Here is a 25,127-nt window from a genome sequence, read left to right as displayed (position 1 = left end):
TAATAGAAGTTATTCTGAAATTGAATCTACTTCAGTTCAGGCTATTGAGGAAAATGGTAGGCTGTCAGTACCAACCTTTCTTAAAGGTGAAACAATACGGGCATCATCATTTTCCCTTCCTGCAATCAGATCGCTGATAATTTTCGAACCTAGTGCACTATATACAGTACCATTCCCCCCATATCCAAGCAGGTAATAATGGTGTGGTTTTTTAGGATGTGCGCCAATAAATGGTAATTGATCTTTGGATTGGGCAAAGATTGAAGCATAGCAACAATCAACTTCAAGTTCTAAATGTGGAAATAATGACTGTGTTTGCTGTAATAGTTTTTCAGCATAGTTTTCAATATCCTTTTCATCCACTGTAGCTTCAGCTATATTTTCATCCATTCCTCCTGCCATAATGGCTCCTTCGGCTGTAGTACGTAAATAAAGATAGGGTCTTTTTGTTTCCCAAACCATCGCCTTTTCATGCCAATGTGTATTGGTCTCTATGGGTTTTGTTACCATTACATAAGACCGGTTAAATATAGTATCTTCTTTCTTTGCATTTTGTTTTGTTTCATAGCCTATTGTATATACTACATCTTTTGCCTTGAAAAGATGTGTCGTCGTTTTTAGTTGAACAAGCTGATTTTCATATGATGTATCGGTTACCTCTGTCTCATCAAATAAATCAACGCCATGATCCTGTAGATAAGTCAATAAACTTGTGATGAATTTCAAAGGATTTATTTCTGCATCTCGAAATGTAACAATTGCAGCAGGCTTCTTAAATGGCATATAGAATGACAATGTGGACTCATCCCAAAACTCGCATGGGAAATGGTTCATATACAATGTTTCATATTCGGTACGCAGTTTATTTGCATCGCATTTATCGCTTGCATAATAGATACTTGGTCTACGTAAGAAATCCACTTCATGAGGCAACTCATTTACTATTTTCTCAATGTCATCCAATGCTTCAAAACATAATTGATAAAACCGGACCGCATCTTTTTCGCCGATTTGTTGAATCAGTTCTGAGAGCATAAAATCATTAGAATATTGCAGTAAACCTGTATTTGCAGATGTACTTCCTTGTCCAAATTTTCTCTTCTCTAATATAGCGACAGATAAGCCTTGTTTAATCAGTTCATAAGCGGTAAGACAGCCGGACATTCCACCGCCGATGACAATGGCATCATATTGTTTTTTTGGTTGTTTTGGAGTTTTTACATTTAATTCAATAGTATTTGTTGTTGGCCAATATAAAGTTCCGTTATGAAGTTTCATCTAAAATACACTCCTTGAATTTGTCAAATAACGTCCTATGACTTTACCCTTATTTTTTTCTTTTAATCATTCAAGAGTAACTTGGCATCTAAATTAGGCGAAATAGACCAATATTTAAGGAGTTAATAAAAGAAGGTAAATTGAAAAAAGAAGTATGTATTTTTGAGGAGTTGAGAAAACTTACTGGAACAAAGCATTAAAAAAATTTTAAAAGAATTAGTAGAAATATGTAATGTTTGTAAGTATCTTGTGCATATTAATTATACAACACACCTAAAGTGAAACAGTTACTCTCATTAACCTTACTTTTAATTGCTAAATCACTAAATCTAGGAAAGAGTATCACTCTAATACAAAAGGCAAAAGTTAAAAATTAACTTTTGCCTTTTGGTAACAGTTCATATTATTTGCCAATGATCGTATTGTAAATGGGCATTAATGCTTCAAATGTTTCTTCTGTTAGTTGTAAAAATTGTTCCGATGAAAGTTTGACGGCATCTTCCCGTGTAATGTGTCGCCCTACCACAAACTCACCCTTTTTAACGTCTCTTAATCGAATAATTAATTGTTCCAGCTGTTTTTCACGCCCTGTTTTTAAAGAAATTGAGTCTTGTGACATATGATCGCCTGAAAGTATAAATGAGTCAGGTAACTCATCAAACAAGTCGATCGCGTTTAGTAAGCGAGTTGCCATTTCAGATTTTTGTGGCGCTTCATAAATAATTGCCACAATAATGAATAAATGTGTATTCCAAAGCCCAATTTGAAAATGAGGAAGAGATTTATATCCACGCTTGTAAGGGGCAAATGCTACCCATGAATCTTTAGGTGGATTTATAGTCCGTCTAGCATGTTTTGCAACATGAGGGAAAAATTCATCACCTGTTCTAGCACTAAAGTAACTTGAAAACATTTCACCTAGTTCATGGAATTTTGGGCGAACAATTGTTGTTAGAGCTTCCATTCGTTGTTCTAAACCATCAATTTCAAAAACTTCAAAGTCTTTGTTTGTCCATTTAGTTTTGTTCATTTATTTGAGCCACCTCTTGATTTTATGTTTATTTTATCTGCTTTTTGGGAAAAATTTTGTAACAAACCAATTCATAAGACTAAAATTTATATAAAAATGAAAGGGAAGTGATTTAATATGAAACAGATGATTAAAATTATACGTAAAGTTGATATTGAAAAGCAATATGAACAAGTTTTACGCCTAGAGCTTGATTATGAACTTGCCTCGTTATATGTAGCAATGCAGGATAAGGATGAAAAAGAAATGGATAAAAGCAAAAAACGTCTTAAGGAAATCCAAGATGAATTAGATGGTCTCCACGCATATGTATAACAATTTAATATTTTATTAAAAATCACTTGCTCTCATTTTGACTGCAAGTGATTTTTGTTATACTAAGGTAAAGAAAGAATTTTTCGAATACTGGGTGATACTCTTTTATCTACATTCGGCTGAATCATGATGGAGGAATACCTTATATTCTTAAAAACGGATTGTTCAAAGAAGGTGGGGGTTTAATGGATTTACGTGAAGTGGATCAGTTTGCCAAGACAATTATTATTGAAGCTGGAAAACGAATCAGGGATGCTTTTTCATATGATATCAAAGTAGAGACAAAAGCTGATGCGAACGATTTAGTGACAAATATTGATCGCGAAACGGAAATTTTCTTTATCGAAAAAATTAAAGCCTTTAATCCCAGTCACAAAATTTTGGGTGAAGAGGGAATGGGTGAAGGTATTGAATCGCTGGAAGGGTCAGTTTGGATAATTGATCCGATAGATGGGACGATGAATTTTGTAAAGCAACATCGTCATTTTATGATTACTATTGGTTTTTTTGTTGATGGAATAGGGAAACTTGGGTACATATTTGATGTGATGAGACAGGACTTGTTTTATGCAATAGAAGGAGAGGGTGCTTGGTATAATGATACACCATTAAGGCAATTGCAACCTGTACCTCTGGGAGAAGCCATTATTGGCATCAATGCAAGCTGGATAGCACCTAATAGACGAGTAGACCATAAAAAGATGATTGATTTAGTTCATACAGTCAGGGGGACACGTTCCTATGGTTCGGCTGCTATGGAGATCGCATTTGTTGTCAGCGGAAAATTAGATGCTTATATTTCCATGAGATTATCTCCTTGGGATATAGGTGGTGGAACGATTATCGCTCGTGAGGTTGGTGCCATCGCCACTAATTTAAGAGGTGAACCATGCAATTTATTAACTCAAGATACTTTCATCATCGCCAATCCATCAATTCACCAACAAATAATAACTGACTATATTGAAGAAAAGTAAATTTCTCGTAGAAAGCAAATAGTCCATTTGTTTTCTGCTTTTTTCTAGCCGATAATTTGCAACGTTCGACAACCGAAGAAATTAATTGGTTGATTTTTCAAATTTGAAAGAAATAAACACGATTTGTCGAATTGAATTTACAACAAAATCGTGTTTTACATATGAATTAATTCAATTACATGTGGCAGTCTATTTGTATAGGATTATAATAGACCTTGTTCGCGGAATTTACGTTTCATTTTGAAGCCGATGAACATGACAGCAAATAAGGCTGCTAGTCCTGCAATCGCTCCAAGGAATGTTTTTGCTGCAATTGCATATCCGATGGAAATCATGGACAACATTGCTGCGACTGCAAAAAGAAACATGACTGCTTTCGCTTTATTCATGGAAATATGCCTCCTTAATATGTACGGAAAATGGATTTATTAATAATATTGTCGAATTGTAAAAAAACATGAAAAGACAATATGAACTTCTTGTGCTATAATAACACAGTTAATCATATGAAAAAAGAATATGGAGTGGAATAATGACAAAGTTACGCGAAGATGTACGCAATATCGCAATTATCGCCCACGTTGACCATGGGAAAACAACATTAGTAGACCAATTGTTAAAACAATCAGGAACTTTTAGAACAAATGAACATGTAGAAGAACGTGCAATGGACTCAAATGATATCGAACGTGAACGCGGGATTACAATCCTTGCTAAAAATACAGCTGTAAACTACGAAGGAACAAGAATTAATATCCTTGATACACCTGGACATGCCGATTTCGGTGGAGAAGTGGAACGTATCTTGAAAATGGTAGACGGCGTTTTACTTGTTGTCGATGCATATGAAGGTTGTATGCCTCAAACTCGTTTTGTATTGAAAAAAGCACTAGAACAAAAATTAACACCGATTGTTGTAGTAAACAAAGTCGATAAAGATTCAGCTCGTCCTGAGGAAGTAGTAGATGAAGTAGTTGACTTACTTATCGAACTAGGTGCTGACGAAGATCAATTAGAATTCCCTGTAGTATTTGCTTCAGGTGTTAATGGTACTGCTTCTCTTGATTCAGACCCATCTAAACAAGAAGAAAATATGAAATGCCTATTCGAATCAATTATCGAGCATATCCCTGCACCGGAAGATACAACTGAAGAACCATTACAATTCCAAGTAGCTTTACTTGACTATAATGACTTCGTTGGGCGTATCGGGATTGGTCGTGTTTTCCGCGGGAAAATTCATGTTGGTCAACAAGTAGCGCTTATGAAACTTGATGGCTCTGTGAAAAACTTCCGTGTAACAAAAATCTTTGGTTTCTTCGGTTTAAAACGTGAAGAAATCCAAGAAGCATACTCAGGTGATTTAATTGCCGTTTCAGGTATGGAAGAAATCAATGTTGGTGAAACAGTATGTCCAGTAGAGCATCAAGAAGCGTTAACACCATTACGTATTGACGAACCTACTTTACAAATGACTTTCTTAGTAAACAATTCTCCATTCGCAGGTCGTGAAGGAAAATGGATTACTTCTAGAAAAATCGAAGAGCGTCTTCGTTCACAATTACAAACAGACGTATCTTTACGTGTAGAAGATACAGATTCACCAGATGCTTGGGTCGTTTCAGGTCGTGGTGAGCTTCACTTATCTATCTTAATCGAAAACATGCGTCGTGAAGGCTACGAATTACAAGTGTCAAAACCACAAGTAATCATTCGCGAAATTGATGGAGTGAAATCTGAACCAATCGAACGCGTACAAATCGATGTACCAGAAGATAGTGTTGGTTCTATTATCGAATCTCTTGGTAACCGTAAAGGTGAAATGTTGGATATGATCAATGAAGGAAACGGACAAGTTCGTTTAATCTTCATGGTTCCAGCTCGTGGATTAATCGGCTACACAACTGAATTTATGTCACTAACAAAAGGTTTCGGTATCATTAACCATACTTTCGACTCTTATCAACCGGTTGTTGCAGGTCGTGTAGGTGGACGTCACCAAGGTGCACTTGTATCTATGGAAACTGGTAAAGCAACTACTTATGGTATGATGCAAATCGAAGACCGTGGTACACTATTTGTTGAACCGGGTACTGAAATTTACGAAGGTATGATCGTTGGCGAGAACAACCGTGACAATGATATCACTGTTAATATTACTAAAATGAAACAAAAAACAAATGTACGTTCAGCAACAAAAGATGCAACGAACGTTATTAAACGTCCTCGTATTTTAACGCTTGAAGAAGCACTAGAATTCTTAGATGAAGATGAGTACTTGGAAGTAACACCTGAATCTATCCGTTTACGTAAACAAGTTCTAGATAAAAACGAACGTGAAAAACAAGCGAAAAAGAAAAAATTCGCTGAATAATAATTAAAGTTTTTCGTTTTTTGTTTGCTGGAATTATGAAAGGTGTTGTAGAAGTTGAACTTGTTTGGGACACTAAATTATATTCAAGCATCCGCACCTACGACTACGGGTGAAACGGCCTTTGTATTCGAACGTATGTCAGGTATAACTCGATATCTATATGAAAATGTGCCAAGCTATGCGGTAGCCGGATATATAACATTTTTGTTAATCTTTATCCTATCAGCGATTGTTTATAAACTTGGATTTGCTAAAAATGATTTGAAATTAATACAAAATATTATTATTTATATTTTCCTATTTATTGGATGTATCGTTTTAACGTTTTTAGCACTTTTCTTACCGATGATCGAAGGTTTAATAGTAGCAGCATTAATCTTGATTCTTTATAAGACACGTTTATGGCGTGAAAAACGAGAAGAAAAAAGAGCTGCATCATAATTATCTGATTTATAAAAAAGAGGATGACTCAAATGGTTGTTTAAAAAAGACAACTGTTGGGGTCACCCTCTTTTTATGTTGGAGCTATTGCAGGTTCTCTAGGTATTCACACAAATTTACTCAATAGCATACTCTACTCTTGATAAACAAGTATGTTAAAGGGAGGTTGGAGCATTGAAAAAATGGGTGAAGTCTAGTCTGTTGGTTATTATAACAAGTCTAATGGTTCTTCTCATTGCAGCATGTAATGATTCAGAGGAGCTTCAAACGGTCAAAGTCGGTGAAGTTACTCGCTCCATTTTCTACGCACCTCAATATGTAGCTATTACCCAAGGTTATTTCGAAGAAGAAGGGTTGAATATAGAATTATCTACAGTCGCTGGTGGAGACAAAACGATGACTGCTTTATTATCCGGTGGTATTGATATTGCCCTTGTTGGTTCGGAAACATCTATTTATGTGTCTGCGCAAGGAGCAAATGATCCGATTAAAAACTTTGCACAGTTAACTCAGACTGATGGCACATTTTTGGTTGCTCGTGAGGAAATTAAAGATTTTTCGTGGGATATGCTAAACGGTACTACATTCCTCGGTCAGCGTAAAGGTGGAATGCCTCAGATGGCTGGAGAATTTGTTTTGAAGAAACATGGAATTGACCCACAAGCGGATTTAGAGTTAATTCAAAATATTGATTTTGCGAATATTTCAACAGCCTTTGCTTCTGGTACAGGGGATTTTGTACAATTATTTGAGCCAACTGCTAGTGTATTTGAACAAGAGGGAATCGGACACATTGTTGCATCATTTGGTACGGAATCAGGTCACCTTCCCTATACAGTTTTCATGGCAAAGGATAGCTTTATGAAAGAAGATCCAGAAACAATAGAGAAGTTTACAAGAGCATTGAAGAAAGCCCAGGACTTTGTTTACGAAGCTTCGGCGACAGAAGTAGCTGAAGCTATTCATCCGTATTTCGAGGATACAGATGTTGAATTAATTGCAACGGTGGTTGAACGTTACCGTGAACAAGAGTCCTTTGCAAAAGATCCGATTTTAGATGAAGAAGAGTGGAACAACTTGCAAAATATTATGGATGAGGCTGGCGAATTACCTAAACGTATGGATTATCAAGATCTAGTAGACACGACATTTGCGGAGAAGGTTCTGGAGTAAATGTCCTTTCTAAGTGTCAGCAACGTCCACCATGCGTATTTTTCCAAAGAGGCAGCATCTGTGGCCTTAAATGACATTAATCTTACAATAGATCAAGGGGAATTCGTTTCCTTTATCGGCCCCAGTGGCTGTGGTAAAACAACTCTTCTCTCCATTATTGCGGGTCTTTTTGAACCCACTTCAGGTTCGGTTAAAATTGAAAATCAAGAGGTTTACGGAAATAAGGATTTATCGATTGGGTATATGCTGCAACAGGATTATCTTTTTCCTTGGAAAACAATCGAGGAGAATATCATTCTAGGTTTAAAGCTGTTAAAAGATGAAAAGAAAAGCTATGAAAATGTGGCTGCCACTCTTTTAAGGGATGTCGGCTTACCACCCTTGGAGAAAAAGTATCCAAGGGAATTATCGGGTGGGATGCGACAAAGGGTAGCATTAGCTAGAACCCTTGCAGTAGATCCGAAAATTTTGCTTTTAGATGAGCCATTTTCAGCGCTTGATTACCAATCGAAGTTAAAGCTTGAGGATTTAGTTTCCAACAAATTAAAAGAATATGAAAAAACAGCGGTTCTGGTTACTCATGATCTTGGTGAAGCCATTGCCATGAGTGATCGGATTTTTCTTTTCTCTGCACGTCCCGGAAGGATACACAAAACATTTGTGGTACCAGAGGAATTAAGAGTTCTGACGCCTTTTGAAGCAAGAGCACATTCAAGCTATTCATCCCTATTCCAAATTATATGGAAGGAGCTTGAAAGTCTTGAATAATCAAAAACTGCATGAGCAATTTTTACAATCTCTTAGAAAAGAAAAAAGATGGGTTCGAATATATCAATTGTTAATCCTTATTGCATTTTTCGGGTTATGGGAAATTGCCTCCCGTTTAAGATGGATCGATCCTCTAATCTTTAGTTCACCTTCAAAAGTAACGAATTTGCTAATTGATAATATTGCGGATGGTTCCATTTTAGTGCATATAAGCTATACGTTATTTGAAACAGTACTAGGGTTCATAATAGGGACATTGCTGGGAACAATATTAGCTGCGATTCTATGGTGGTCACCATTTTTGTCTAAGGTGTTGGATCCATACTTAGTAATATTGAACTCCATGCCAAAAGTTGCGCTCGGTCCAATATTAATTGTGGCGATGGGACCTGGAATGGGTTCAATTATTACCATGGGGGCAATTATCTCAGTCATCATTTCAACCATTGTGATTTACACTTCTTTTAGAAATGTAGATGCCAATTATTTAAAAGTATTGCAAACCTTCAATGCAACCAGGTCACAAATGTTTAAAGAAGCGATTTTACCATCATCCTTTCCAACAATTATATCGACATTGAAAGTAAATGTAGGTTTATCGTGGGTAGGGGTTATAGTTGGGGAGTTTTTAGTATCATCAAAAGGACTTGGTTATTTAATCATTTACGGCTTCCAAGTATTTAATTTTAACCTTGTTCTTATGTCGCTGCTCATCATTGCCGTCTTTGCTACGATTATGTACCAGTTAGTGGAATTGCTTGAAAGAAAGTTAATTAAAAGTGGATGAAAAGGCTGTTACAGAACAAAAAACATCAAATTTCTCCTTAAGAAATTTGATGTTTTTTTGCTGCTGCTAAATTGATTTCCGTTGCGGGGACGCTTTCCGGTGGCAGGATCTACACGAGCGTCTCTCCCTCGTGTTCCCCAAGGAGTCGCCCCTCCACTCCAATCAATTTATAGTATAATTTTTTAATACAGATTCTCTTCTCGTTCAAAGAGCTTTCTACTTCGGTTCGATACTTTTTTAATTTGTAGTTGTTTAGAAATCTTCATCAATCGGTGACGAAGTGCGGAAAAAACGAAAATTTCCGGTTGCTAATCTGCTTTCTGTATTCACGGCGACTCGACCATAACATTCTGTACACATATACGTGTGAATCGGTCGGTTACGTAATTTCTTAGCTAATGGCAGGTCATCATCAAGCTCATTGATAGAATCACAAATCACACATTTAACACGCATTTACATTGGCCTCCTACTAATCAACTCGAATAGCTGAAATGTTTTTTATAGGATTGTCAACGTTTGAACCATCAGCAAATAGAAGATGTACAGGACCACCATCAATAATGGGTTTACCATCCTGGCTATATTTGAAAATAACTGTATTTGCTTCATCAATGGACATAGCTACTTCTTGACCATCCGTTAATTCGAAGACAACTTGATTTGCGTGCTCTTCAATTTCAGCATTTTTTAGGAAATGTTTAATCTCCATACCAAATGTACCGGTCTTCATACCTTGTCGATCAAATTTTCTTTCTGTTTTTAAAGTCGGAGGAAACGTAGCTCCTTCCATAATTTCACGAGACCAATGTCTGCCTGTATTTAATAGGTACTTTAAGTCTTCATCTTCAAATTCTGGTTTTTCCAGGAAGTAAGTATTTAAATCTATACGACGATCATCAAAAATCCATACAGTAGGATCTAATGTGATTCTATATTTAACTGCACCTTTAACTGGTATAATACCTTCCATTTCAAAAGTCCCCCTAAATCTATATATCCATTTTAGTATAACGCTAATTAAGGCAAATAATAAAGAAATATAAATCAAAGTTACCTTTTCATATGTATACACTTGCATTTTTATCAGCTAAAAGATAAACTTTAATAAGATAGAATAGAAGAAATTCAAATGATGGGGGCGTCCTCATGGATACGAAATCACAAGCTTCCTTCCAGGAACAAGCTTTAGAATTACTGCTTAAGGATGCAGATAAAATTGCACGTTTAATAAAAGTTCAAATGGATCATTTAACAATGCCATCATGTCCTTTATATGAAGAAGTTCTAGATACTCAAATGTTTGGCTTATCGCGTGAGATTGATTTTGCTGTAAAGCTTGGATTAATTGATCGTGAACGAGGAAAAGATATTCTAGATACATTAGAAAAAGAGCTTTCCTTGTTACATGAAGCGTATACAAACAAATAATTTAAAACTCAAACGCATTTTGGCGATTTGAGTTTTTTTTACAGATAAGAAAGTTCAAAAAATTTTATCTGCACAATGGAAATTAAGGCTATTGCGCAAGGCATAAGCCAGTTTTCTAACTAAGATGGGGAAATGAAAATGAAAAAATATCTAAATTACTATGTGAAGAATTTTGATTATCCTTTGTTCTTTACGTATTTGTTTTTATGTCTGTTTGGACTTGTTATGATTTATAGTTCAAGTATTATGGTCAGTATTGTCAATGAAGATGGTACTCCTACATACTATTATCGAAAGCAATTAATAAACTTGATTATCGCAGCTTTTGCATTTCTTGTGGGTGCATTTTTCCCATATAAACACTTCAGCAGCAAACGTATAATGCAAATAATGCTATTCATGACATTCATATTCCTTTTATGGGTAAAAATTGATGGAATAGAGGCAGGGGGAGCAAGAAGCTGGATTAGTTTGTTTGGGCTTATGAATTTCCAACCTTCCGAATTTGCTAAACTATTTATAATTTTATATTTTGCTGGGGCATTTTATAGAAAAAGTCTAAATAACCCGATGGAAAATCTAGAGCCGAATAATATTGTATACCCAATAATTGTTTGGTTGGCAATTATCCTATTTGTAGGCACGGAAACAGATTTAGGTGGGGTTTTAATCCTGTCTGGTATCGCGGTATCTGTTGTTGCTGCCAGCGGTATCCAATTTAAGAAGTTTATAAAATTTTTCACGGTACTGATTGGCTTTGGTTCCGCGCTAATTGGCTTGATAATATTAGTAAAAGGCAGCGAAATTCTTACAGATAACCGAATGGGCCGAATCAAATCCTTTTTAAACCCTTTTGAATATGAAAGCGGCTCCAGTTATCAAGTAATTAATGGATATATAGCAATTGGTTCTGGTGGCTTGGAAGGGGTTGGTCTAGGGCAATCGATACAAAAGTTGGGTTATCTTCCTGAGCCTCAAACCGATTTTATCATGGCAATTATTGCAGAAGAACTTGGAATTACAGGTGTAATTATTGTTATAGGCGGTTTAGGTTTTATTATATTTAGAGCCTTGACTATTGCATTAAAAACAAAAGATCCACTTGCTAGAATGATAGCGGCCGGTATCGGCAGCTGGATTGCTGTTCAATCGTTTATTAACCTTGGGGGATTATCGGGACTTATCCCGTTAACCGGTGTGACGCTACCATTTATCAGTTATGGCGGAACATCTATATTATTATTATCTTTTGCAATGGGAGTATTAATTAATGTTTCCATGTATGTCAAGCTGGAGAAGAAGTTATAAGGGGGAATCGTTGTGAAGAAAATTAACAAAATTTTAGTTGCAAACCGGGGAGAAATCGCAATTCGTATTTTTCGTGCCTGTAACGAATTGAAGCTTAAAACTGTTGCTATTTACTCAAGGGAAGATAGTGGTTCATATCATCGTTATAAATCGGATGAATCTTACCTGGTAGGGGAAGGTAAGAAACCGATTGATGCTTACTTGGATATCGAAGGAATCATCGAAATCGCAAAGCGAGCAGACGTTGATGCTATTCACCCTGGATATGGCTTCTTATCAGAAAATCTTGAATTTGCCAGACGTTGTGAAGAGGAAGGTATTATCTTTATCGGCCCGACTTCAGCACATTTAGATATGTTTGGTGACAAGGTAAAAGCAAGGGAACAAGCGATTGCAGCAAAAATCCCTGTTATCCCTGGAAGCGATGGCCCGGTTTCTAATATCGACGAGGTATTGGAATTTGGTGAGTCTCATGGCTATCCATTAATGATTAAAGCTGCTCTGGGAGGCGGCGGTCGTGGAATGCGATTAGTCCATTCAAAAGATGAGCTGGCGTCTAGCTACGAACGTGCAAAATCCGAGGCAAAAGCTGCTTTCGGTTCCGATGAGGTCTATGTAGAAAAAGCAATTATCAAACCTAAGCATATAGAAGTACAAATTCTTGGAGACACATCCGGTAATATTATTCACCTTTATGAACGTGATTGTTCGATTCAAAGGCGACATCAAAAAGTAGTCGAAATTGCTCCATCCAATTCCATATCAAAAGAGCTTCGTGATCGAATCTGTGACGCTGCTGTACAATTAATGCAAAATGTAGACTACATAAATGCAGGTACTGTAGAGTTTTTAGTTTCGGGCAATGAATTTTATTTTATTGAAGTAAATCCTAGAATTCAGGTAGAACATACAATTACAGAAATGATTACCGGCATTGATATTGTTCACGCACAAATTAAAATTGCTGAAGGTCATGATCTGCATTCAGAGGATATTGGGATTCCGGTGCAAAGTGAAATTCCACTATTCGGTTATGCTATTCAGTCACGTGTAACGACAGAAGATCCAGCGAACGATTTTATGCCAGATACAGGTAAACTAATGGTTTACCGTTCAAGTGGTGGTTTTGGGGTCCGTTTGGATGCAGGAAATGGTTTCCAAGGAGCTGTAGTAACGCCTTACTACGATTCACTGCTTGTTAAAATTTCTACTTGGGGCATGACATTTAAAGAAGCTTCTGCGAAAATGCATCGTAACTTGCGAGAATTCCGTATTCGTGGAGTTAAAACAAATATTCCATTTTTGGAAAATGTAGTACTGCATGATCATTTTATCTCTGGTGAGTTTGATACAAGCTTTATCGATACAACACCTGAATTATTTAATTTCCCTGTACGTAAAGACAGAGGAACAAAGATATTAAATTACATTGGGAACGTAACGTTAAATGGCTTCCCGGGAGTTGAGAAACGCTCAAAACCGATTTTTGTTCAACCAAATAAGCCGAAATTCGATTTGAAAACTGAAATTCAACCAGGAACAAAGCAAATTTTGGATGAGCGTGGAGCAGAAGGATTAGTTTCGTGGATTAAAGAGCAAAAAGAAGTATTGCTAACTGATACAACTTTCCGTGATGCGCACCAATCTTTATTAGCTACTCGCGTACGTTCACAGGATATGTACCAAATTGCGGATTATAATGCCCGCATGTTAAATGACTTCTTCTCATTTGAATTATGGGGTGGAGCCACATTTGATGTAGCTTATCGATTTTTAAAAGAAGATCCATGGGCTCGACTTGAAAAATTGCGTGAACAAATGCCGAATGTATTATTCCAGATGCTGTTACGTGGAGCAAATGCAGTTGGGTACAAAAACTATCCAGATAATTTAATCCGAGAGTTTATTAGAGAAGCAGCATCTTCTGGAATCGATGTATTCAGAATATTCGATAGTTTAAACTGGATTAAAGGAATGGAAGTCGCGATTGACGAAGCTCGTCAAACTGGAAAAATTGCTGAAGCGGCAATATGCTACACGGGGGACATTTTAGATGATTCCCGCGCTAAATATTCTGTCCTGTATTATAAAGAAATGGCCAAAGAATTGGAAGCAGCAGGGGCACATATACTAGCAATTAAAGATATGGCAGGGTTGTTAAAACCGGAAGCTGCATATCGTTTAATTTCAGAATTAAAAGAATACACTGAATTGCCAATTCACCTTCATACACACGATACAAGTGGCAACGGTATTTATACTTATGCAAGGGCAATAGAGGCTGGTGTAGATATTATTGATACGGCCCTTGGTTCAATGTCAGGGTTAACTTCACAACCAAGTGTAAATTCATTGTATTATGCCATGAAGGGCAGTAAACGTGAATTACGTGCGGATATCGATGCACTTGAGCAATTATCAACATATTGGCAAGATGTTCGAACTTTCTATAGTGATTTTGAAAGTGGCATGAATAGCCCGCATTCAGAAATCTATGTGCATGAAATGCCTGGAGGACAATATAGCAATCTTCAACAACAGGCGAAAGCAGTTGGTTTAGGAGACCGATGGGATGAAGTGAAAAAAATGTATGCACGGGTCAACCTTTTATTCGGTGATATCGTGAAAGTAACGCCTTCATCAAAAGTAGTTGGAGATATGGCATTATTTATGGTTCAGAATGACTTGAATGAGGAAAATATTTTTGAACGCGGTTTAACAATCGACTTCCCAGATTCAGTAGTTGAATTGTTCCAAGGTTATTTAGGCCAAATTCCAGGTGGCTTCCCTCAAAAACTACAAAAAGTCATTTTAAAGGATCGAGAAGCTATTACTGTAAGACCTGGTGAATTACTTGAACCTGTGAATTTCGAAGAGCTGGAAGAAGCATTAACACAAAAGTTGGGCCGTTCCGTTACACATCAAGATATATTAGCGTATGCTTTATATCCGAAAGTGTTTGAAGACTACGTAACAGCACAAGAATTATTCGGGGATATCTCGGTACTGGATACACCAACTTTCCTTTACGGATTAAAATTGGGAGAAGAGATTGAGGTTGAAATCGAAAAAGGAAAGACCTTAATTATTAAATTAATAGAAATTGGCGAGCCCCAACATGATGGGACACGTATCATGTACTTCGAATTAAACGGTCAATCTCGTGAGCTGGTAATCCAAGATATGACTGTGGAAGTGGATGGAAACGTAGCATTGAAGGCAAACCCAAGCAATCCAAATCAAATTGGTGCAACAATGCCGGGGACTGTACTCAAAGTGGTGGTATCAAAAGGAAGCCCAGTTAAACGTGGTGACCATTTATTGATTACTGAAGCAATGAAGATGGAAACAACGGTTCAAGCTCCAAAAGATGGTATTGTCAAAGAAGTGTATGCATCTGCTGGAGATGCCATCTCGACAGGCGACTTATTAATAGAATTAGAATAGTAGAATAATAGGCATCGGAGAAATCCGTTGCCTCGGAGTGTAGACAAAGTCGATTATTCGATTTTGTCTTCACCTGTTTTTAGGAACATTTCAAAATAGTGATGGATACCAGATTGTCTTGAACAAATAAAAAAGTGTAGCGGATAATCCACTACACTTTATTTATTACTTTTTTCATTATAGTTACTGCGTGAGACTAGTAAAATCATATAACAGAATAGACCAAATAAACACGAGATAAATAATGAGTGCAATAAAGCCACGATTAAGTTAAGCTTTGTCAAAACAGCAAGCATTCCAGTCGTAACCTGTGCCAACATGATAATGAATGCTATGATCCAACCCCAATAAATAACAAGTTGGTTTTTATAATTCTTAATGGCATGAATCATAATATATGTAACCCAAATAAAAATTAATAGTACTGCAAATCGGTGTCCCATCTGAACCCATTCATACATATTATCTGGCAATGCAAACGGATTTTCATTGTTGCAGAATGGCCAGTCGGTACATACTAAACTAGATTGTGTATGACGCACTAAAGCACCTGTATAAACTACTATATAAGAATATAATGAAACGCCCAGTGTATGCCATTTAAGTTTTTTACCAATAAATACTCTATCGGCATCAAATTTTGTATCCACTTCAAATACAATCATTGCTAATAATAAAACACTTGCAAATGAAATTAATGATATACCAAAGTGCAGTGCAAGGATAAAGTCTCCTTGTCCCCATAGAACTTGAGCAGCACCGATTAATGCTTGAGCTAGTAAGAAAAAGATTGCTAAACTGCCTAAAAATTTTACTTCGCGAATGGAACCAAGTTTACGCCAGGTCCAGATAACTAAAGCCAAGACAAGTATTGAAACGGAACCTGTTACTAAACGATGTGAAAATTCTATTAAAACTTCTGTTGTTATTTCTTTTGGAATAAGGGACCCATTACAATCCGGCCAGTTTCGACCGCAGCCTAAACCGCTTTCAGTCTTTGTAACAAGGGCTCCACCAAGAAGAATAAGCAACATACCGATTGTTGTAGCCAAAGCGATCCACTTCAATAATTTGCTTTGATTATGTTGCATTTTATGAGCCACCTACTTTTTCTAATCAATACGCTTAAAGAAAAACACGATTCAACGCCAATTAAGGCTATATACATGTCTTTTTAAACACTGATATCCTAAAATATTTTTATTTCTATCAGTGTCAAAAGCATCTCTGCCTTTATGATGATAGCGAATAAATAGATAAAAGACAACTTCAAACGGTAGAAGGTTTCACATCACGAAAGGGTTTTCACAAATTGTTCATAATTTCGTACTAATACATTCACAAATGTTCCAGTAAAATGCATTACTATAGATATGTTCATATTACATATGGCTAACATATCATGGATTTTGACAAACTTCATCGAAATTTAACGTAATGTCTAGAAATCCCGGACAAATTTCGATATAGTTATTGTTAGCGAAATATGCTTACAAAAATGAAAGGAATAAATCAACAGTTCTTTGTTTAAAGCTCATCTTATGTTTAAGACCTGCGCCGACTTGCTTTTTAAAGATTTTCTTGCACTTATTAAAATAGAATTTTAATTCTAATCTGAATCCGCTTTGTTGGAATCTAGAGTTAATGACTCTTATTAGAGCAGTTTGTTAGGTATGAAATGAAGGAAGTAAGTCCTAGTTATTGTCTTAACAAAGAGGAGCAAAAAGGACGTCTTGATTGAACTGCTTTACATTTTGTGAGTGAAGTTTTGTTATGTAAGGCGATACAACTTGCCAACATGTGTGACTGGTTGGGGAATTAGCGAATGTCTTAGTCAAAGAAAGTCCAGTAACAAAGTATTGAGATTCTTTTAGATGAAGGTAAAACTTCTAATGGTATAAAGCTTTACTCTAGATGTGTACTAAATCACTAACATTATTTTTACATTAAGCTATAATTGTACGTAGGAATATCAAACAGCATATATACCAATGCTATTATGAAGAAATGTTGAAACATCCTAACATAATTATGGTAATATGGAGATTGTTTTAGTGGTCTCTTGTAGAAATACTTTGTACAGGCTGTATCATTTTTGGCTACACTATTGAAAATGGTTTGCTGGCACTAAAGGTTCTATGTTAAGGCACAGAGGAAATCTGTTTAAGACTTAATGCTTGTTTCTAATTGAAAAAGCATCTAAAAATGTGCTTTTTTACATTTGGAATTCTTCTTTGCAAAGGGATTCATATAGAACTAAAAAAACCAAAGTCATGGTTACACATGAAATACAACAAAGAAAGAGGGGTTAATTAAGCTATGATGAAAGGGCTTAAAAAATGGCGTCTTTTCTCACTGTTAGCTGTGATGACAGTATTTCTTTCTGCATGCGGTGAAGAGTATATTACAACACTTAAACCGACAGGTGCAGTGGGGAAAGAACAATTTAATTTACTATTATTCTCAATTGCAATTATGGCATTAGTAACAATAGTAGTATCTGTTCTTTATTTGTATGCTTTCATGAAGGCTCGCCGTTCTAAACTAGGCGAAGACTACATGCCGAAACAAGTAGAAGGAAGTCATACATTAGAAGTAATCTGGACAGTAATTCCAATCGTATTGCTTCTAATCTTAGCAGTTCCTACTTTAATCTCTACTTACAAACTTGCTGATGTTAAGGCAATGGACGAAGTAGATGAAGAAGGAAACAAAACAGCATTAACAGTTAATGTTACTGCGAAATTATATTGGTGGGAATTTGAGTATCCAGAACAAGGTATTGTAACAGCACAAGAACTTGTTGTTCCTACTGACGAAAAAGTTTACTTTAATTTAAAAGCTGCCGATGTTAAACACTCATTCTGGATTCCGGCTGTTGGCGGTAAAATGGATACAAACGTAGAAAACGTTAACAAATTCTATCTAGAATTCGGCAAAGAATCAGAAGGACTTAAGGACGGCGTATTCTATGGTAAATGTGCAGAGCTTTGTGGCCCTTCACATGCTTTAATGGACTTCAAAGTTAAAGTACTTGACCGTACTGAATTTGATAGTTGGGTTGCTGCAATGCAAGCTACAGAAGGTGCAACTGCTTCAGCTGAGTCAGCTGATCTAGGTGAACAAACATTTGCAAACAGTTGTTTAATGTGTCACGCAGTATCTGGTGTAGGTGCTTCTGGGGCAATGGGTCCAAACTTGACAACATTTGGTGATCGTAATCGTGTAGCAGGTGTACTTGAACATTCTAAAGAAAGTTTAGAAGAATGGGTTTCAGATCCAGAAAGCATCAAGCCAGGCAACTTAATGACTGGTAAATATGGTGAACTTTCGGATGAAGAAATTAGTGCAGTTGCAGATTACATTATGGGATTATCTATTGAAGAATAATACGAACTAGATAGTAACACTTGAAGGAGGTAAAAGTTGTGAGCTCTGCCGCAGTTACAAATAAAAAGGGCTTTGGAGCAACATTATGGGACTATTTAACAACTGTCGATCATAAGAAACTTGGCGTTATGTATTTAATCGCCGGGACTTTGTTTTTTGCGATTGCAGGTTTTGAAGCGTTATTAATGCGTATTCAGTTAATGATTCCAAACAATGATTTTGTTTCAGCCGGTACTTTCAATGAATTATTAACAATGCATGGTACGACGATGCTATTCTTAGCAGCTACACCATTGCTATTTGGCTTTATGAACGCAGTCGTACCTTTACAAATTGGTGCGCGCGACGTTGCATTCCCATTCCTAAATTCTTTAGGATTTTGGTTGTTCTTCTTAGGAGCACTTTTCTTACATTTATCATTCTTTTTAGGGGGAGCGCCTGATGCAGGTTGGACTAACTATGCGTCATTAGCTTTATACTCACCTGGACATGGTATTGACTTTTATGTATTGGGTTTACAAATCTCTGGGGCTGGTACGTTAATTTCTGGTATTAACTTTATCGTTACGATCATTACAATGCGTGCACCTGGTATGACATTTATGCGTATGCCATTATTTACTTGGACTTCTTTAATTACAAGTGCTTTAATTACATTCGCTTTCCCTCCACTAACAGTAGGTTTATTCTTAATGTTAGTAGACCGTATGTTCGATGCAAACTTCTTCGACCATACAATGGGTGGTAACACAATTATTTGGGAGCATTTATTCTGGATTTTTGGACACCCTGAAGTTTATATCTTAGTTTTACCGGCATTCGGTTTGTTCTCTGAAATCATTCCGGTGTTTGCACGTAAACGTTTATTCGGATACTCTTCGATGGTATTCGCAACAATCTTAATCGGTTTCTTAGGATTCATGGTTTGGGCTCACCATATGTTCACAACTGGACTTGGTGCCACAGCTAATGCCATCTTTGCCGTTGCTACAATGGCAATTGCCGTTCCAACGGGTATGAAGGTATTTAACTGGATTATGACGATTTGGGGCGGTTCGGTTAAAGTAACTGTACCAATGCTTTATGCACTTGGTTTCATTCCATCATTCGTAGCTGGTGGGGTAACAGGTGTTATGCAGGCAGCTGCACCACTTGATTACCAATTACATGATTCTTACTTTATCGTAGCTCACTTCCACTACGTAATCGTAGGTGGTATCGTTACAGCAATCTTTGGTTCTATGCACTTCTATTGGCCAATTATGTTCAACCGTGCTTTAAGCGAGAAATTAGGCGTATGGACTTTCTGGATCTTCTTTATTGGATTCCATTGTACATTCTTCATTCAACATTTCTTAGGTTTGATGGGTATGCCACGTCGTGTATTCACTTACCAAGCAGATCAAGGATGGGATTTATTTAACTTTATCTCATCAATCGGTGCTATTTTAATGGCAATTGGTGTAATTTTATTAGTAGTTAACATTATTATTACTGCTAAATCTAAACCATTAAATTGCCGCGACTACTGGGGAGATGGACGTTCACTTGAATGGGCTATCAAAACACCGGTACCGTTCTATAACTTTAAACAAACTCCACTTGTACGTGGATATGACCCTTACTGGTTAGAAAAGCATGATGGTAATGAAGAAGGCATGATTTATGCAGAGCCACTTGGCGACATCCACATGCCGAACAATTCAATTTTACCTTTAGTCATGTCAATCGGTACTTTCGTTGCAGCATTCGGTGCTCTTTATCATCCAGATGGTAAAGCATGGGCAATTCCAGTATTAATTCTTGGCCTAGCAATTACTGTTGGTGCTATGATCGTTCGTTCTGTTAAAGATGATCTAGGTTTCCATGTTCATGTTGAAGAAATCGTAGCAACTGAAGAACAGCTTTATGGAAAAGGGGGTAACAAATAATGGAAGAAACAAAATTCACCCCTCAAACTTGGCCTGATAAGCCAGAACAAGCAACAATGGAAGGGAAAAATAAATTCGTAGGAATTTGGATTTTCATTTGTAGTGATATCACACTATTTGCCAGTGTATTTGCTACTTACCTTTCTTTAAAAGATAAAGGTCCAGCTGGTATGGAGTTCTCTGCTGCAACATTATTTGAATTACCATTAGCATTTGTAATGACGATGTTCCTTTTAACATCATCACTAACTTCTGTTTATGCAATGTATCATTTGAAAAACCATAATTTCAAAGGCGTTCAAATCTGGATGAGTATTACTGTATTATTAGGTCTTGGATTCCTTGCCCTTGAGATTTATGAGTTCTATCACTATGTACACATTGGCTTTGGTTATACACAATCAGCGTTCTCATCTGCATTCTTTACGTTAGTAGGAACGCACGGATTGCACGTAGTTATCGGTTTGGTTTGGATTATATGTTTAATCGTTCGTAATGCAAAACGTGGATTAAGTTTATACAATGCTCCAAAATACTATGCCGCTTCAATCTTCTGGCACTTTATCGATGTAATTTGGGTATTCATCTTTACTGTAGTTTACTTGATGGGGGTGTTAGGATAATATGGGACACGATACACAAGTTCAAGCAAAGTCAAAAAAACAGTATGAGTATGATCGTCATCACAATGCTGTACACATGCGTAAGCAAGTAATTAATTTTGCGATAATGATTTTCTTAACATTCTTAGCATTTGCTGTAGTAGTAGCAGACTTTTCAGCTTATTACATTAAACCTGTAATTCTGCTTTTAGCTGGTGTTCAAGTTGTATTACAATTATATTCATTCATGCATATGGATGATAAAAAAGCTAGCCATATGGGCGTAATTTCTACATTCGTATGGTTTGGCGCAGTAATTTCATTTACGATTTTCTTAACATTCTTAACGATTATTTGGTGGTAAGAATATAAAAAACAAGTCGCTCCCTATGAGCGACTTGTTTTCAATTTTAAGGGATATTCTTTAACTGAACCTATTAAAAAGGGGGAAATTGCTTTTAATTGTCATACTTCGTTCATTGATGTTACGATGTAAGCGTTCTATAATAGAACTACTGAAGTTTAAAGGAGCTCAAGATTATGCCATTAAGTATATTTGGTTTTCAAGCACTATGGAGTCCTTATTTAATAGGAGTTATTCTATTTTTAACTGTTGTCTATTTTTTAGTAACAGTTGTGTGGAGAAAAGATTTTAAAGTTAGTGAGCCTTTAAAAAAAGGCGAAGCAACTTATTTTATATTAGCAATGATTTTACTATATGTGATTAAAGGATCTCCCATTGATTTAATGTCCCATATTATGTTTACATATCATATGGTCCAAATGGCTTTTCTTCTATTACTAGTACCAATGCTCATAATAAAAGGTATACCGTGGTGGATTTGGAAAGTAGTTGTTGAGGCGCCGGTTGTTCGAAGTATTTTCAAGATATTTACACAGCCTGTTGTATCGGCATTTGTATTTGCCATGATGTTCTCGCTGTATCATATGCCAGGTATTTTTGATGCTATAAAGCTTAATGAGACTTTACATGGGATTTTCTCTTTCTTCTTATTTCTGGCAGCCTTCTTTATGAATTGGCCATTAGTTGCCAATATTCCTGGTCGAAAGCAAATGAAACCTTTATACAAAATTGCTTATATAATTGCGAATGCAGTATTAATCACACCGGCCTGTGCTTTAATTATCTTTAACCCTAATCCTATGTACTCTACATACACAGATGGGGAAGCTTGGTTAAAAGCAATGGAACTTTGTGTACCAACTGCTACACTATCTGGTTTGTCCCTTTCCGGCCCGGAACTTTTCAACAATATGAAACCACTTGAAGATCAACAATTGGGTGGCGTTTTAATGAAAATCATTCAAGAAATTATCTTCGGTATTGTGTTAGCTACTGTTTTTAGAAAATGGTGGATACAAGAAAAGAAAGATGATAAAGCAATTACAGAAAATGCATTAAGAGATTTTCAAGCCAAAAAGCAGAGTCAACAGTTTTAATCGCTTAAGAATGGCTTAACTTTTATAAAGATATAGATTACTAAATGATAGGAGAAAGTAAAATGAGTGTACCTATTCTACCTACAATTAGTACTACATTTATTGTTATTAGTGCTGTGCTAGTCGCAATTGGATGGGGTCTAATTTATAAGAAAAAAATTGAAGCACACAAAAAGGTAATGGTAGCAGCGGGAGTATCAGCCTTAATCTTCTTTATTATCTATGCTTCCAGAACCATTTTTATCGGGAATACATCATTTGGTGGTCCAGACGATATCAAGCAATATTACACATTCTTTTTAATTTTCCACATCATTTTAGCTACCGTGGGTGCAGTATTCGGTGTTGTAAGTATTATGACTGGGTTAAAAACAAAACTAAGTATTCATCGGAAAATTGGACCGATTACAAGTATTATTTGGTTTTTCGTCGCAATTACAGGAGTAGCAGTTTATTTGCTATTGTATGTAATTTACCATGGTGGAGAAACAACTTCACTAATTAAAGCAATATTAGGGTTTTAGTAAGGAATTAACAGTCTTTAAGCTTGTCTTATAAGACTGTTTTTTGTTGTATGGATTTTAAATGTGAAACCAGCTTGCTTCCAACCTTACGAGGGCGAGGTCGGAATACTTCCAAGCAATAAAGTGTTGTGCCATCTCTTCTAAGGGAGATTACTACTCTTTATAATAGATTAATAGAAAAAGGACATGGAGTATTTATCCAAGTCCTTTTTAAGATAGAGCTATTAAGCAACGATGCCAAAAGCAGCAAGTTCTTTTTTTACACTCTCTAGAATTTGTTCACATTCTGTTACTAGGTGTTTAGGGAATACTTCATCTTCACCGTACTCCACACCATGTGGGTAGTAATATTTGCCAAGTGCTGGTTTAGCGATTGTTAATACAGCTGAGCGATTACCAACGTCTCCTGAAATTGCTTTACAGAATACACGCAAATAATAACGACCTTCTTTTAAATCAAAGCGTTTATCGAAAGTCATACGATCAAAATCCCAACCACCATCACATTCAAGGCCGTTTTTTTCCATAACGCTAACAAGTAGTTCTTGTTCAGCAGTTATATTTTCAAGTGTTTTGTTGTTGAAATACATATAAAAATCCTCCTTTAGCTAACTCATACATTAAGTATACGCTCATTTTCTATAATAGAGGAAAATTTCTTTTGTTTCAATGGCAACATTGTGTCAACAACTATATTATTGATATAATAGTACCAATAAACATAAAGGATAGAGACCGAATGAAAACTCTTTTTCGAATATTAATTGTCCTTTCTTTTCTTGCAATTATCTTTTTTTATTCTTCAGGCTCGAATAATTACGAACCTTTAGAAGGCCCAAATTCTACATCTCAAATACTTCCAAAAACGATTAATGAACCAGAAACTCCTGAGGACTCCTTACCACGGCCAGAAAAAGGATTATCAACATTGATCGGTAAAAGTAGTGATGAACTAGTAAAGCTTTATAGTAGTCCCGCACGGCTTGATCAATCTTCCTACGGGTATGAATGGTGGATCTACAATCAAAACCCAAGCCAGTTCATGATGTTTGCTGTAACGAATGGTATGGTTACACAAGCATATACGAACGCTACAAATTCAGATATAAGTCCTTTTAAAATGGAACAATCTCTCGAAGACATTTACAGTATGACGCTTATTGAATCGGAAGTGAATGCAACGATAGAAGATAATATTTACACATTTACCATGAGTGAAGATGATATGAATACAAGAATTTTAAAGAAGTTCGATAACATCTTTGCACAGCTTTATATTGATAGCGAAACTGGCACTTTAAGTGGAATTCGTTTTATGGACAGCAGAACATTAGTTATACATCGGCCCTATGAGATGTCATTTGTTGGGAAGTTGTTATCACCACCTAATCCAACTTCTTATCTAATAGAAGAAAGTAATAGGTCAAATGCAATTCAAATTTTTGACTTACTAAATGTTTTTAGAGTAAATAATGAAATACCTATTCTTGCTGAGAATGATGCTGTCACATTGGTTGCCATGGAGCATAGTGAAGAAATGTATTCTCAAAGTTACCTGTCGCATGAATCTCCAACTAAGGGTAGCTTAAAGGAAAGATTGGAATATGAAGGAATTGAATATAAAAAGGCAGAAGAAAATATTGCCACCTCCTATATTGATTCGATTGAGGCGGTTCATGGGTGGTTAAATTCCAGGGCGCATCGGAAATACATGTTAGATGAAGAGTATACCCACGTCGGTTCCGGGACATTTATGAATTATTATACACAAATCTTTATTGAAGAAGAAATTAGCGAAATAGAAGAATAGTGTGTTATCAGACCTCTTAGTCGAGTAGATTGACTATAGAGGTTCTTTTTTTAGAGAAAACAAAAATTTTTAGCGCCAAC

The 25,127-nt window shown here is 36.2% G+C and carries 24 protein-coding genes; 17 read left to right on the top strand and 7 right to left on the bottom strand.

The window, feature by feature from the left end; translation table 11 throughout:
* Window positions 1–36 precede the first annotated feature (36 nt).
* Together ACFQU5_RS06165 and ACFQU5_RS06160 are read right to left on the bottom strand one after the other, a co-directional pair.
* The gene (locus tag ACFQU5_RS06165; RefSeq protein WP_390285795.1) at window positions 37–1,278 is read right to left on the bottom strand and encodes an NAD(P)/FAD-dependent oxidoreductase; all 1,242 of its coding nucleotides are present in this window, start codon (window positions 1,276–1,278) and stop codon (window positions 37–39) included.
* Between the two features lie 403 nt (window positions 1,279–1,681).
* Window positions 1,682–2,308, bottom strand: a complete 627-nt coding sequence (locus ACFQU5_RS06160; RefSeq protein WP_390285793.1) for a YktB family protein — start codon at window positions 2,306–2,308, stop codon at window positions 1,682–1,684.
* A 117-nt stretch (window positions 2,309–2,425) separates the two neighbouring features.
* Between ACFQU5_RS06160 and ACFQU5_RS06155 the strand changes: the two genes are divergently transcribed.
* Together ACFQU5_RS06155 and ACFQU5_RS06150 are read left to right on the top strand one after the other, a co-directional pair.
* Entirely contained in the window at window positions 2,426–2,623 is a 198-nt protein-coding gene (locus ACFQU5_RS06155) for a hypothetical protein (RefSeq protein ID WP_036202626.1), read from the top strand.
* Between the two features lie 185 nt (window positions 2,624–2,808).
* Window positions 2,809–3,600 carry an inositol monophosphatase family protein gene (locus tag ACFQU5_RS06150; RefSeq protein ID WP_390285791.1) on the top strand — a complete coding sequence of 264 codons (792 nt, stop codon included), beginning with the start codon at window positions 2,809–2,811 and terminating at the stop codon, window positions 3,598–3,600.
* Between the two features lie 203 nt (window positions 3,601–3,803).
* Here ACFQU5_RS06150 and ACFQU5_RS06145 read toward each other — a convergent pair whose 3' ends face one another.
* Complete coding sequence (locus ACFQU5_RS06145) at window positions 3,804–3,989, bottom strand: DUF5325 family protein (RefSeq protein WP_390285789.1); 186 nt, start codon at window positions 3,987–3,989, stop codon at window positions 3,804–3,806.
* A 143-nt stretch (window positions 3,990–4,132) separates the two neighbouring features.
* On the opposite strand from ACFQU5_RS06145, the gene typA reads away from it, so the two are divergent.
* The 5 genes from typA to ACFQU5_RS06120 all read left to right on the top strand — a co-directional run bounded on the left by typA (window position 4,133) and on the right by ACFQU5_RS06120 (window position 9,143).
* Entirely contained in the window at window positions 4,133–5,974 is a 1,842-nt protein-coding gene (gene typA / locus ACFQU5_RS06140) for a translational GTPase TypA (RefSeq protein WP_390285787.1), read from the top strand.
* Window positions 5,975–6,109: 135 nt separating this feature from the next.
* Window positions 6,110–6,415: a YlaH-like family protein gene (locus ACFQU5_RS06135; RefSeq protein WP_390286538.1), complete on the top strand. Its 306-nt coding sequence runs from the start codon at window positions 6,110–6,112 to the stop codon at window positions 6,413–6,415.
* Between the two features lie 174 nt (window positions 6,416–6,589).
* The gene (locus ACFQU5_RS06130) at window positions 6,590–7,588 is read left to right on the top strand and encodes an ABC transporter substrate-binding protein (protein ID WP_390285785.1); all 999 of its coding nucleotides are present in this window, start codon (window positions 6,590–6,592) and stop codon (window positions 7,586–7,588) included.
* Window positions 7,589–8,356, top strand: a complete 768-nt coding sequence (locus ACFQU5_RS06125) for an ABC transporter ATP-binding protein (RefSeq protein ID WP_390285783.1) — start codon at window positions 7,589–7,591, stop codon at window positions 8,354–8,356.
* Window positions 8,349–9,143, top strand: a complete 795-nt coding sequence (locus ACFQU5_RS06120) for an ABC transporter permease (RefSeq protein ID WP_390285781.1) — start codon at window positions 8,349–8,351, stop codon at window positions 9,141–9,143. Before ACFQU5_RS06125 ends, ACFQU5_RS06120 begins: the two co-directional genes overlap by 8 nt.
* Before the next feature lie 252 nt (window positions 9,144–9,395).
* Here the strand turns inward: ACFQU5_RS06120 and ACFQU5_RS06115 are convergent, their stop codons facing one another.
* Together ACFQU5_RS06115 and ACFQU5_RS06110 are read right to left on the bottom strand one after the other, a co-directional pair.
* Complete coding sequence (locus ACFQU5_RS06115; protein WP_390285779.1) at window positions 9,396–9,599, bottom strand: YlaI family protein; 204 nt, start codon at window positions 9,597–9,599, stop codon at window positions 9,396–9,398.
* A gap of 16 nt (window positions 9,600–9,615) precedes the next feature.
* A complete protein-coding gene (locus ACFQU5_RS06110; RefSeq protein WP_390285777.1) occupies window positions 9,616–10,116 on the bottom strand; it encodes a peptidyl-prolyl cis-trans isomerase in 501 nt (166 codons plus the stop codon).
* 176 nt (window positions 10,117–10,292) lie between these two features.
* On the opposite strand from ACFQU5_RS06110, the gene ACFQU5_RS06105 reads away from it, so the two are divergent.
* From ACFQU5_RS06105 to pyc, 3 genes are all read left to right on the top strand, one after another.
* Window positions 10,293–10,574, top strand: a complete 282-nt coding sequence (locus ACFQU5_RS06105) for an Fpa/YlaN family protein (RefSeq protein ID WP_390285775.1) — start codon at window positions 10,293–10,295, stop codon at window positions 10,572–10,574.
* A 138-nt stretch (window positions 10,575–10,712) separates the two neighbouring features.
* Entirely contained in the window at window positions 10,713–11,882 is a 1,170-nt protein-coding gene (locus ACFQU5_RS06100) for an FtsW/RodA/SpoVE family cell cycle protein (RefSeq protein ID WP_390285773.1), read from the top strand.
* Window positions 11,883–11,894: 12 nt separating this feature from the next.
* Window positions 11,895–15,329 carry a pyruvate carboxylase gene (gene pyc / locus ACFQU5_RS06095; RefSeq protein ID WP_390285771.1) on the top strand — a complete coding sequence of 1,145 codons (3,435 nt, stop codon included), beginning with the start codon at window positions 11,895–11,897 and terminating at the stop codon, window positions 15,327–15,329.
* Between the two features lie 158 nt (window positions 15,330–15,487).
* Here the strand turns inward: pyc and ACFQU5_RS06090 are convergent, their stop codons facing one another.
* Entirely contained in the window at window positions 15,488–16,420 is a 933-nt protein-coding gene (locus ACFQU5_RS06090; RefSeq protein ID WP_390285769.1) for a COX15/CtaA family protein, read from the bottom strand.
* A 1,228-nt stretch (window positions 16,421–17,648) separates the two neighbouring features.
* Here ACFQU5_RS06090 and coxB point away from each other — a divergent pair.
* The 6 genes from coxB (at window position 17,649) to ACFQU5_RS06060 (ending at window position 23,237) form a co-directional block, all read left to right on the top strand.
* Entirely contained in the window at window positions 17,649–18,719 is a 1,071-nt protein-coding gene (gene coxB / locus ACFQU5_RS06085) for a cytochrome c oxidase subunit II (RefSeq protein ID WP_390285767.1), read from the top strand.
* A gap of 38 nt (window positions 18,720–18,757) precedes the next feature.
* Complete coding sequence (locus ACFQU5_RS06080; protein ID WP_390285765.1) at window positions 18,758–20,650, top strand: cytochrome c oxidase subunit I; 1,893 nt, start codon at window positions 18,758–18,760, stop codon at window positions 20,648–20,650.
* Window positions 20,650–21,273: a cytochrome (ubi)quinol oxidase subunit III gene (locus ACFQU5_RS06075; RefSeq protein WP_390285763.1), complete on the top strand. Its 624-nt coding sequence runs from the start codon at window positions 20,650–20,652 to the stop codon at window positions 21,271–21,273. The genes ACFQU5_RS06080 and ACFQU5_RS06075 overlap by 1 nt, the downstream gene beginning before the upstream one ends.
* A gap of 1 nt (window position 21,274) precedes the next feature.
* Window positions 21,275–21,616, top strand: coding sequence for a cytochrome C oxidase subunit IV family protein (locus ACFQU5_RS06070; protein ID WP_390285761.1), 342 nt, complete (start codon window positions 21,275–21,277; stop codon window positions 21,614–21,616).
* Window positions 21,617–21,792: 176 nt separating this feature from the next.
* A complete protein-coding gene (gene ctaG, locus ACFQU5_RS06065; RefSeq protein ID WP_390285759.1) occupies window positions 21,793–22,713 on the top strand; it encodes a cytochrome c oxidase assembly factor CtaG in 921 nt (306 codons plus the stop codon).
* 62 nt (window positions 22,714–22,775) lie between these two features.
* Complete coding sequence (locus ACFQU5_RS06060) at window positions 22,776–23,237, top strand: DUF420 domain-containing protein (RefSeq protein ID WP_390285757.1); 462 nt, start codon at window positions 22,776–22,778, stop codon at window positions 23,235–23,237.
* A gap of 224 nt (window positions 23,238–23,461) precedes the next feature.
* Here ACFQU5_RS06060 and ACFQU5_RS06055 read toward each other — a convergent pair whose 3' ends face one another.
* A complete protein-coding gene (locus tag ACFQU5_RS06055; RefSeq protein WP_390285755.1) occupies window positions 23,462–23,827 on the bottom strand; it encodes a YugN family protein in 366 nt (121 codons plus the stop codon).
* A gap of 149 nt (window positions 23,828–23,976) precedes the next feature.
* On the opposite strand from ACFQU5_RS06055, the gene ACFQU5_RS06050 reads away from it, so the two are divergent.
* Complete coding sequence (locus ACFQU5_RS06050; protein WP_390285753.1) at window positions 23,977–25,047, top strand: CAP domain-containing protein; 1,071 nt, start codon at window positions 23,977–23,979, stop codon at window positions 25,045–25,047.
* Window positions 25,048–25,127 lie beyond the last annotated feature (80 nt).

The organism is Ureibacillus sp. GCM10028918, from assembly GCF_042666115.1.
Classification (GTDB): Bacteria; Bacillota; Bacilli; order Bacillales_A; family Planococcaceae; genus Ureibacillus.
This window is presented reverse-complemented; position numbering and strand designations above follow the sequence as displayed.

What these genes read in the sequence shown, in the direction of transcription:
- ACFQU5_RS06165 (WP_390285795.1), bottom strand. Translation starts at nt 1,278, where the DNA reads ATGAAACTTCATAACGGAACTTTATATTGGCCAACAACAAATACTATT.
- ACFQU5_RS06160 (WP_390285793.1), bottom strand. Translation starts at nt 2,308, where the DNA reads ATGAACAAAACTAAATGGACAAACAAAGACTTTGAAGTTTTTGAAATT.
- ACFQU5_RS06155 (WP_036202626.1), top strand. Translation starts at nt 2,426, where the DNA reads ATGAAACAGATGATTAAAATTATACGTAAAGTTGATATTGAAAAGCAA.
- ACFQU5_RS06150 (WP_390285791.1), top strand. Translation starts at nt 2,809, where the DNA reads ATGGATTTACGTGAAGTGGATCAGTTTGCCAAGACAATTATTATTGAA.
- ACFQU5_RS06145 (WP_390285789.1), bottom strand. Translation starts at nt 3,989, where the DNA reads ATGAATAAAGCGAAAGCAGTCATGTTTCTTTTTGCAGTCGCAGCAATG.
- typA (WP_390285787.1), top strand. Translation starts at nt 4,133, where the DNA reads ATGACAAAGTTACGCGAAGATGTACGCAATATCGCAATTATCGCCCAC.
- ACFQU5_RS06135 (WP_390286538.1), top strand. Translation starts at nt 6,110, where the DNA reads ATGTCAGGTATAACTCGATATCTATATGAAAATGTGCCAAGCTATGCG.
- ACFQU5_RS06125 (WP_390285783.1), top strand. Translation starts at nt 7,589, where the DNA reads ATGTCCTTTCTAAGTGTCAGCAACGTCCACCATGCGTATTTTTCCAAA.
- ACFQU5_RS06115 (WP_390285779.1), bottom strand. Translation starts at nt 9,599, where the DNA reads ATGCGTGTTAAATGTGTGATTTGTGATTCTATCAATGAGCTTGATGAT.
- ACFQU5_RS06110 (WP_390285777.1), bottom strand. Translation starts at nt 10,116, where the DNA reads ATGGAAGGTATTATACCAGTTAAAGGTGCAGTTAAATATAGAATCACA.
- ACFQU5_RS06105 (WP_390285775.1), top strand. Translation starts at nt 10,293, where the DNA reads ATGGATACGAAATCACAAGCTTCCTTCCAGGAACAAGCTTTAGAATTA.
- ACFQU5_RS06100 (WP_390285773.1), top strand. Translation starts at nt 10,713, where the DNA reads ATGAAAAAATATCTAAATTACTATGTGAAGAATTTTGATTATCCTTTG.
- ACFQU5_RS06090 (WP_390285769.1), bottom strand. Translation starts at nt 16,420, where the DNA reads ATGCAACATAATCAAAGCAAATTATTGAAGTGGATCGCTTTGGCTACA.
- coxB (WP_390285767.1), top strand. Translation starts at nt 17,649, where the DNA reads ATGATGAAAGGGCTTAAAAAATGGCGTCTTTTCTCACTGTTAGCTGTG.
- ACFQU5_RS06075 (WP_390285763.1), top strand. Translation starts at nt 20,650, where the DNA reads ATGGAAGAAACAAAATTCACCCCTCAAACTTGGCCTGATAAGCCAGAA.
- ACFQU5_RS06070 (WP_390285761.1), top strand. Translation starts at nt 21,275, where the DNA reads ATGGGACACGATACACAAGTTCAAGCAAAGTCAAAAAAACAGTATGAG.
- ctaG (WP_390285759.1), top strand. Translation starts at nt 21,793, where the DNA reads ATGCCATTAAGTATATTTGGTTTTCAAGCACTATGGAGTCCTTATTTA.
- ACFQU5_RS06060 (WP_390285757.1), top strand. Translation starts at nt 22,776, where the DNA reads ATGAGTGTACCTATTCTACCTACAATTAGTACTACATTTATTGTTATT.
- ACFQU5_RS06055 (WP_390285755.1), bottom strand. Translation starts at nt 23,827, where the DNA reads ATGTATTTCAACAACAAAACACTTGAAAATATAACTGCTGAACAAGAA.
- ACFQU5_RS06050 (WP_390285753.1), top strand. Translation starts at nt 23,977, where the DNA reads ATGAAAACTCTTTTTCGAATATTAATTGTCCTTTCTTTTCTTGCAATT.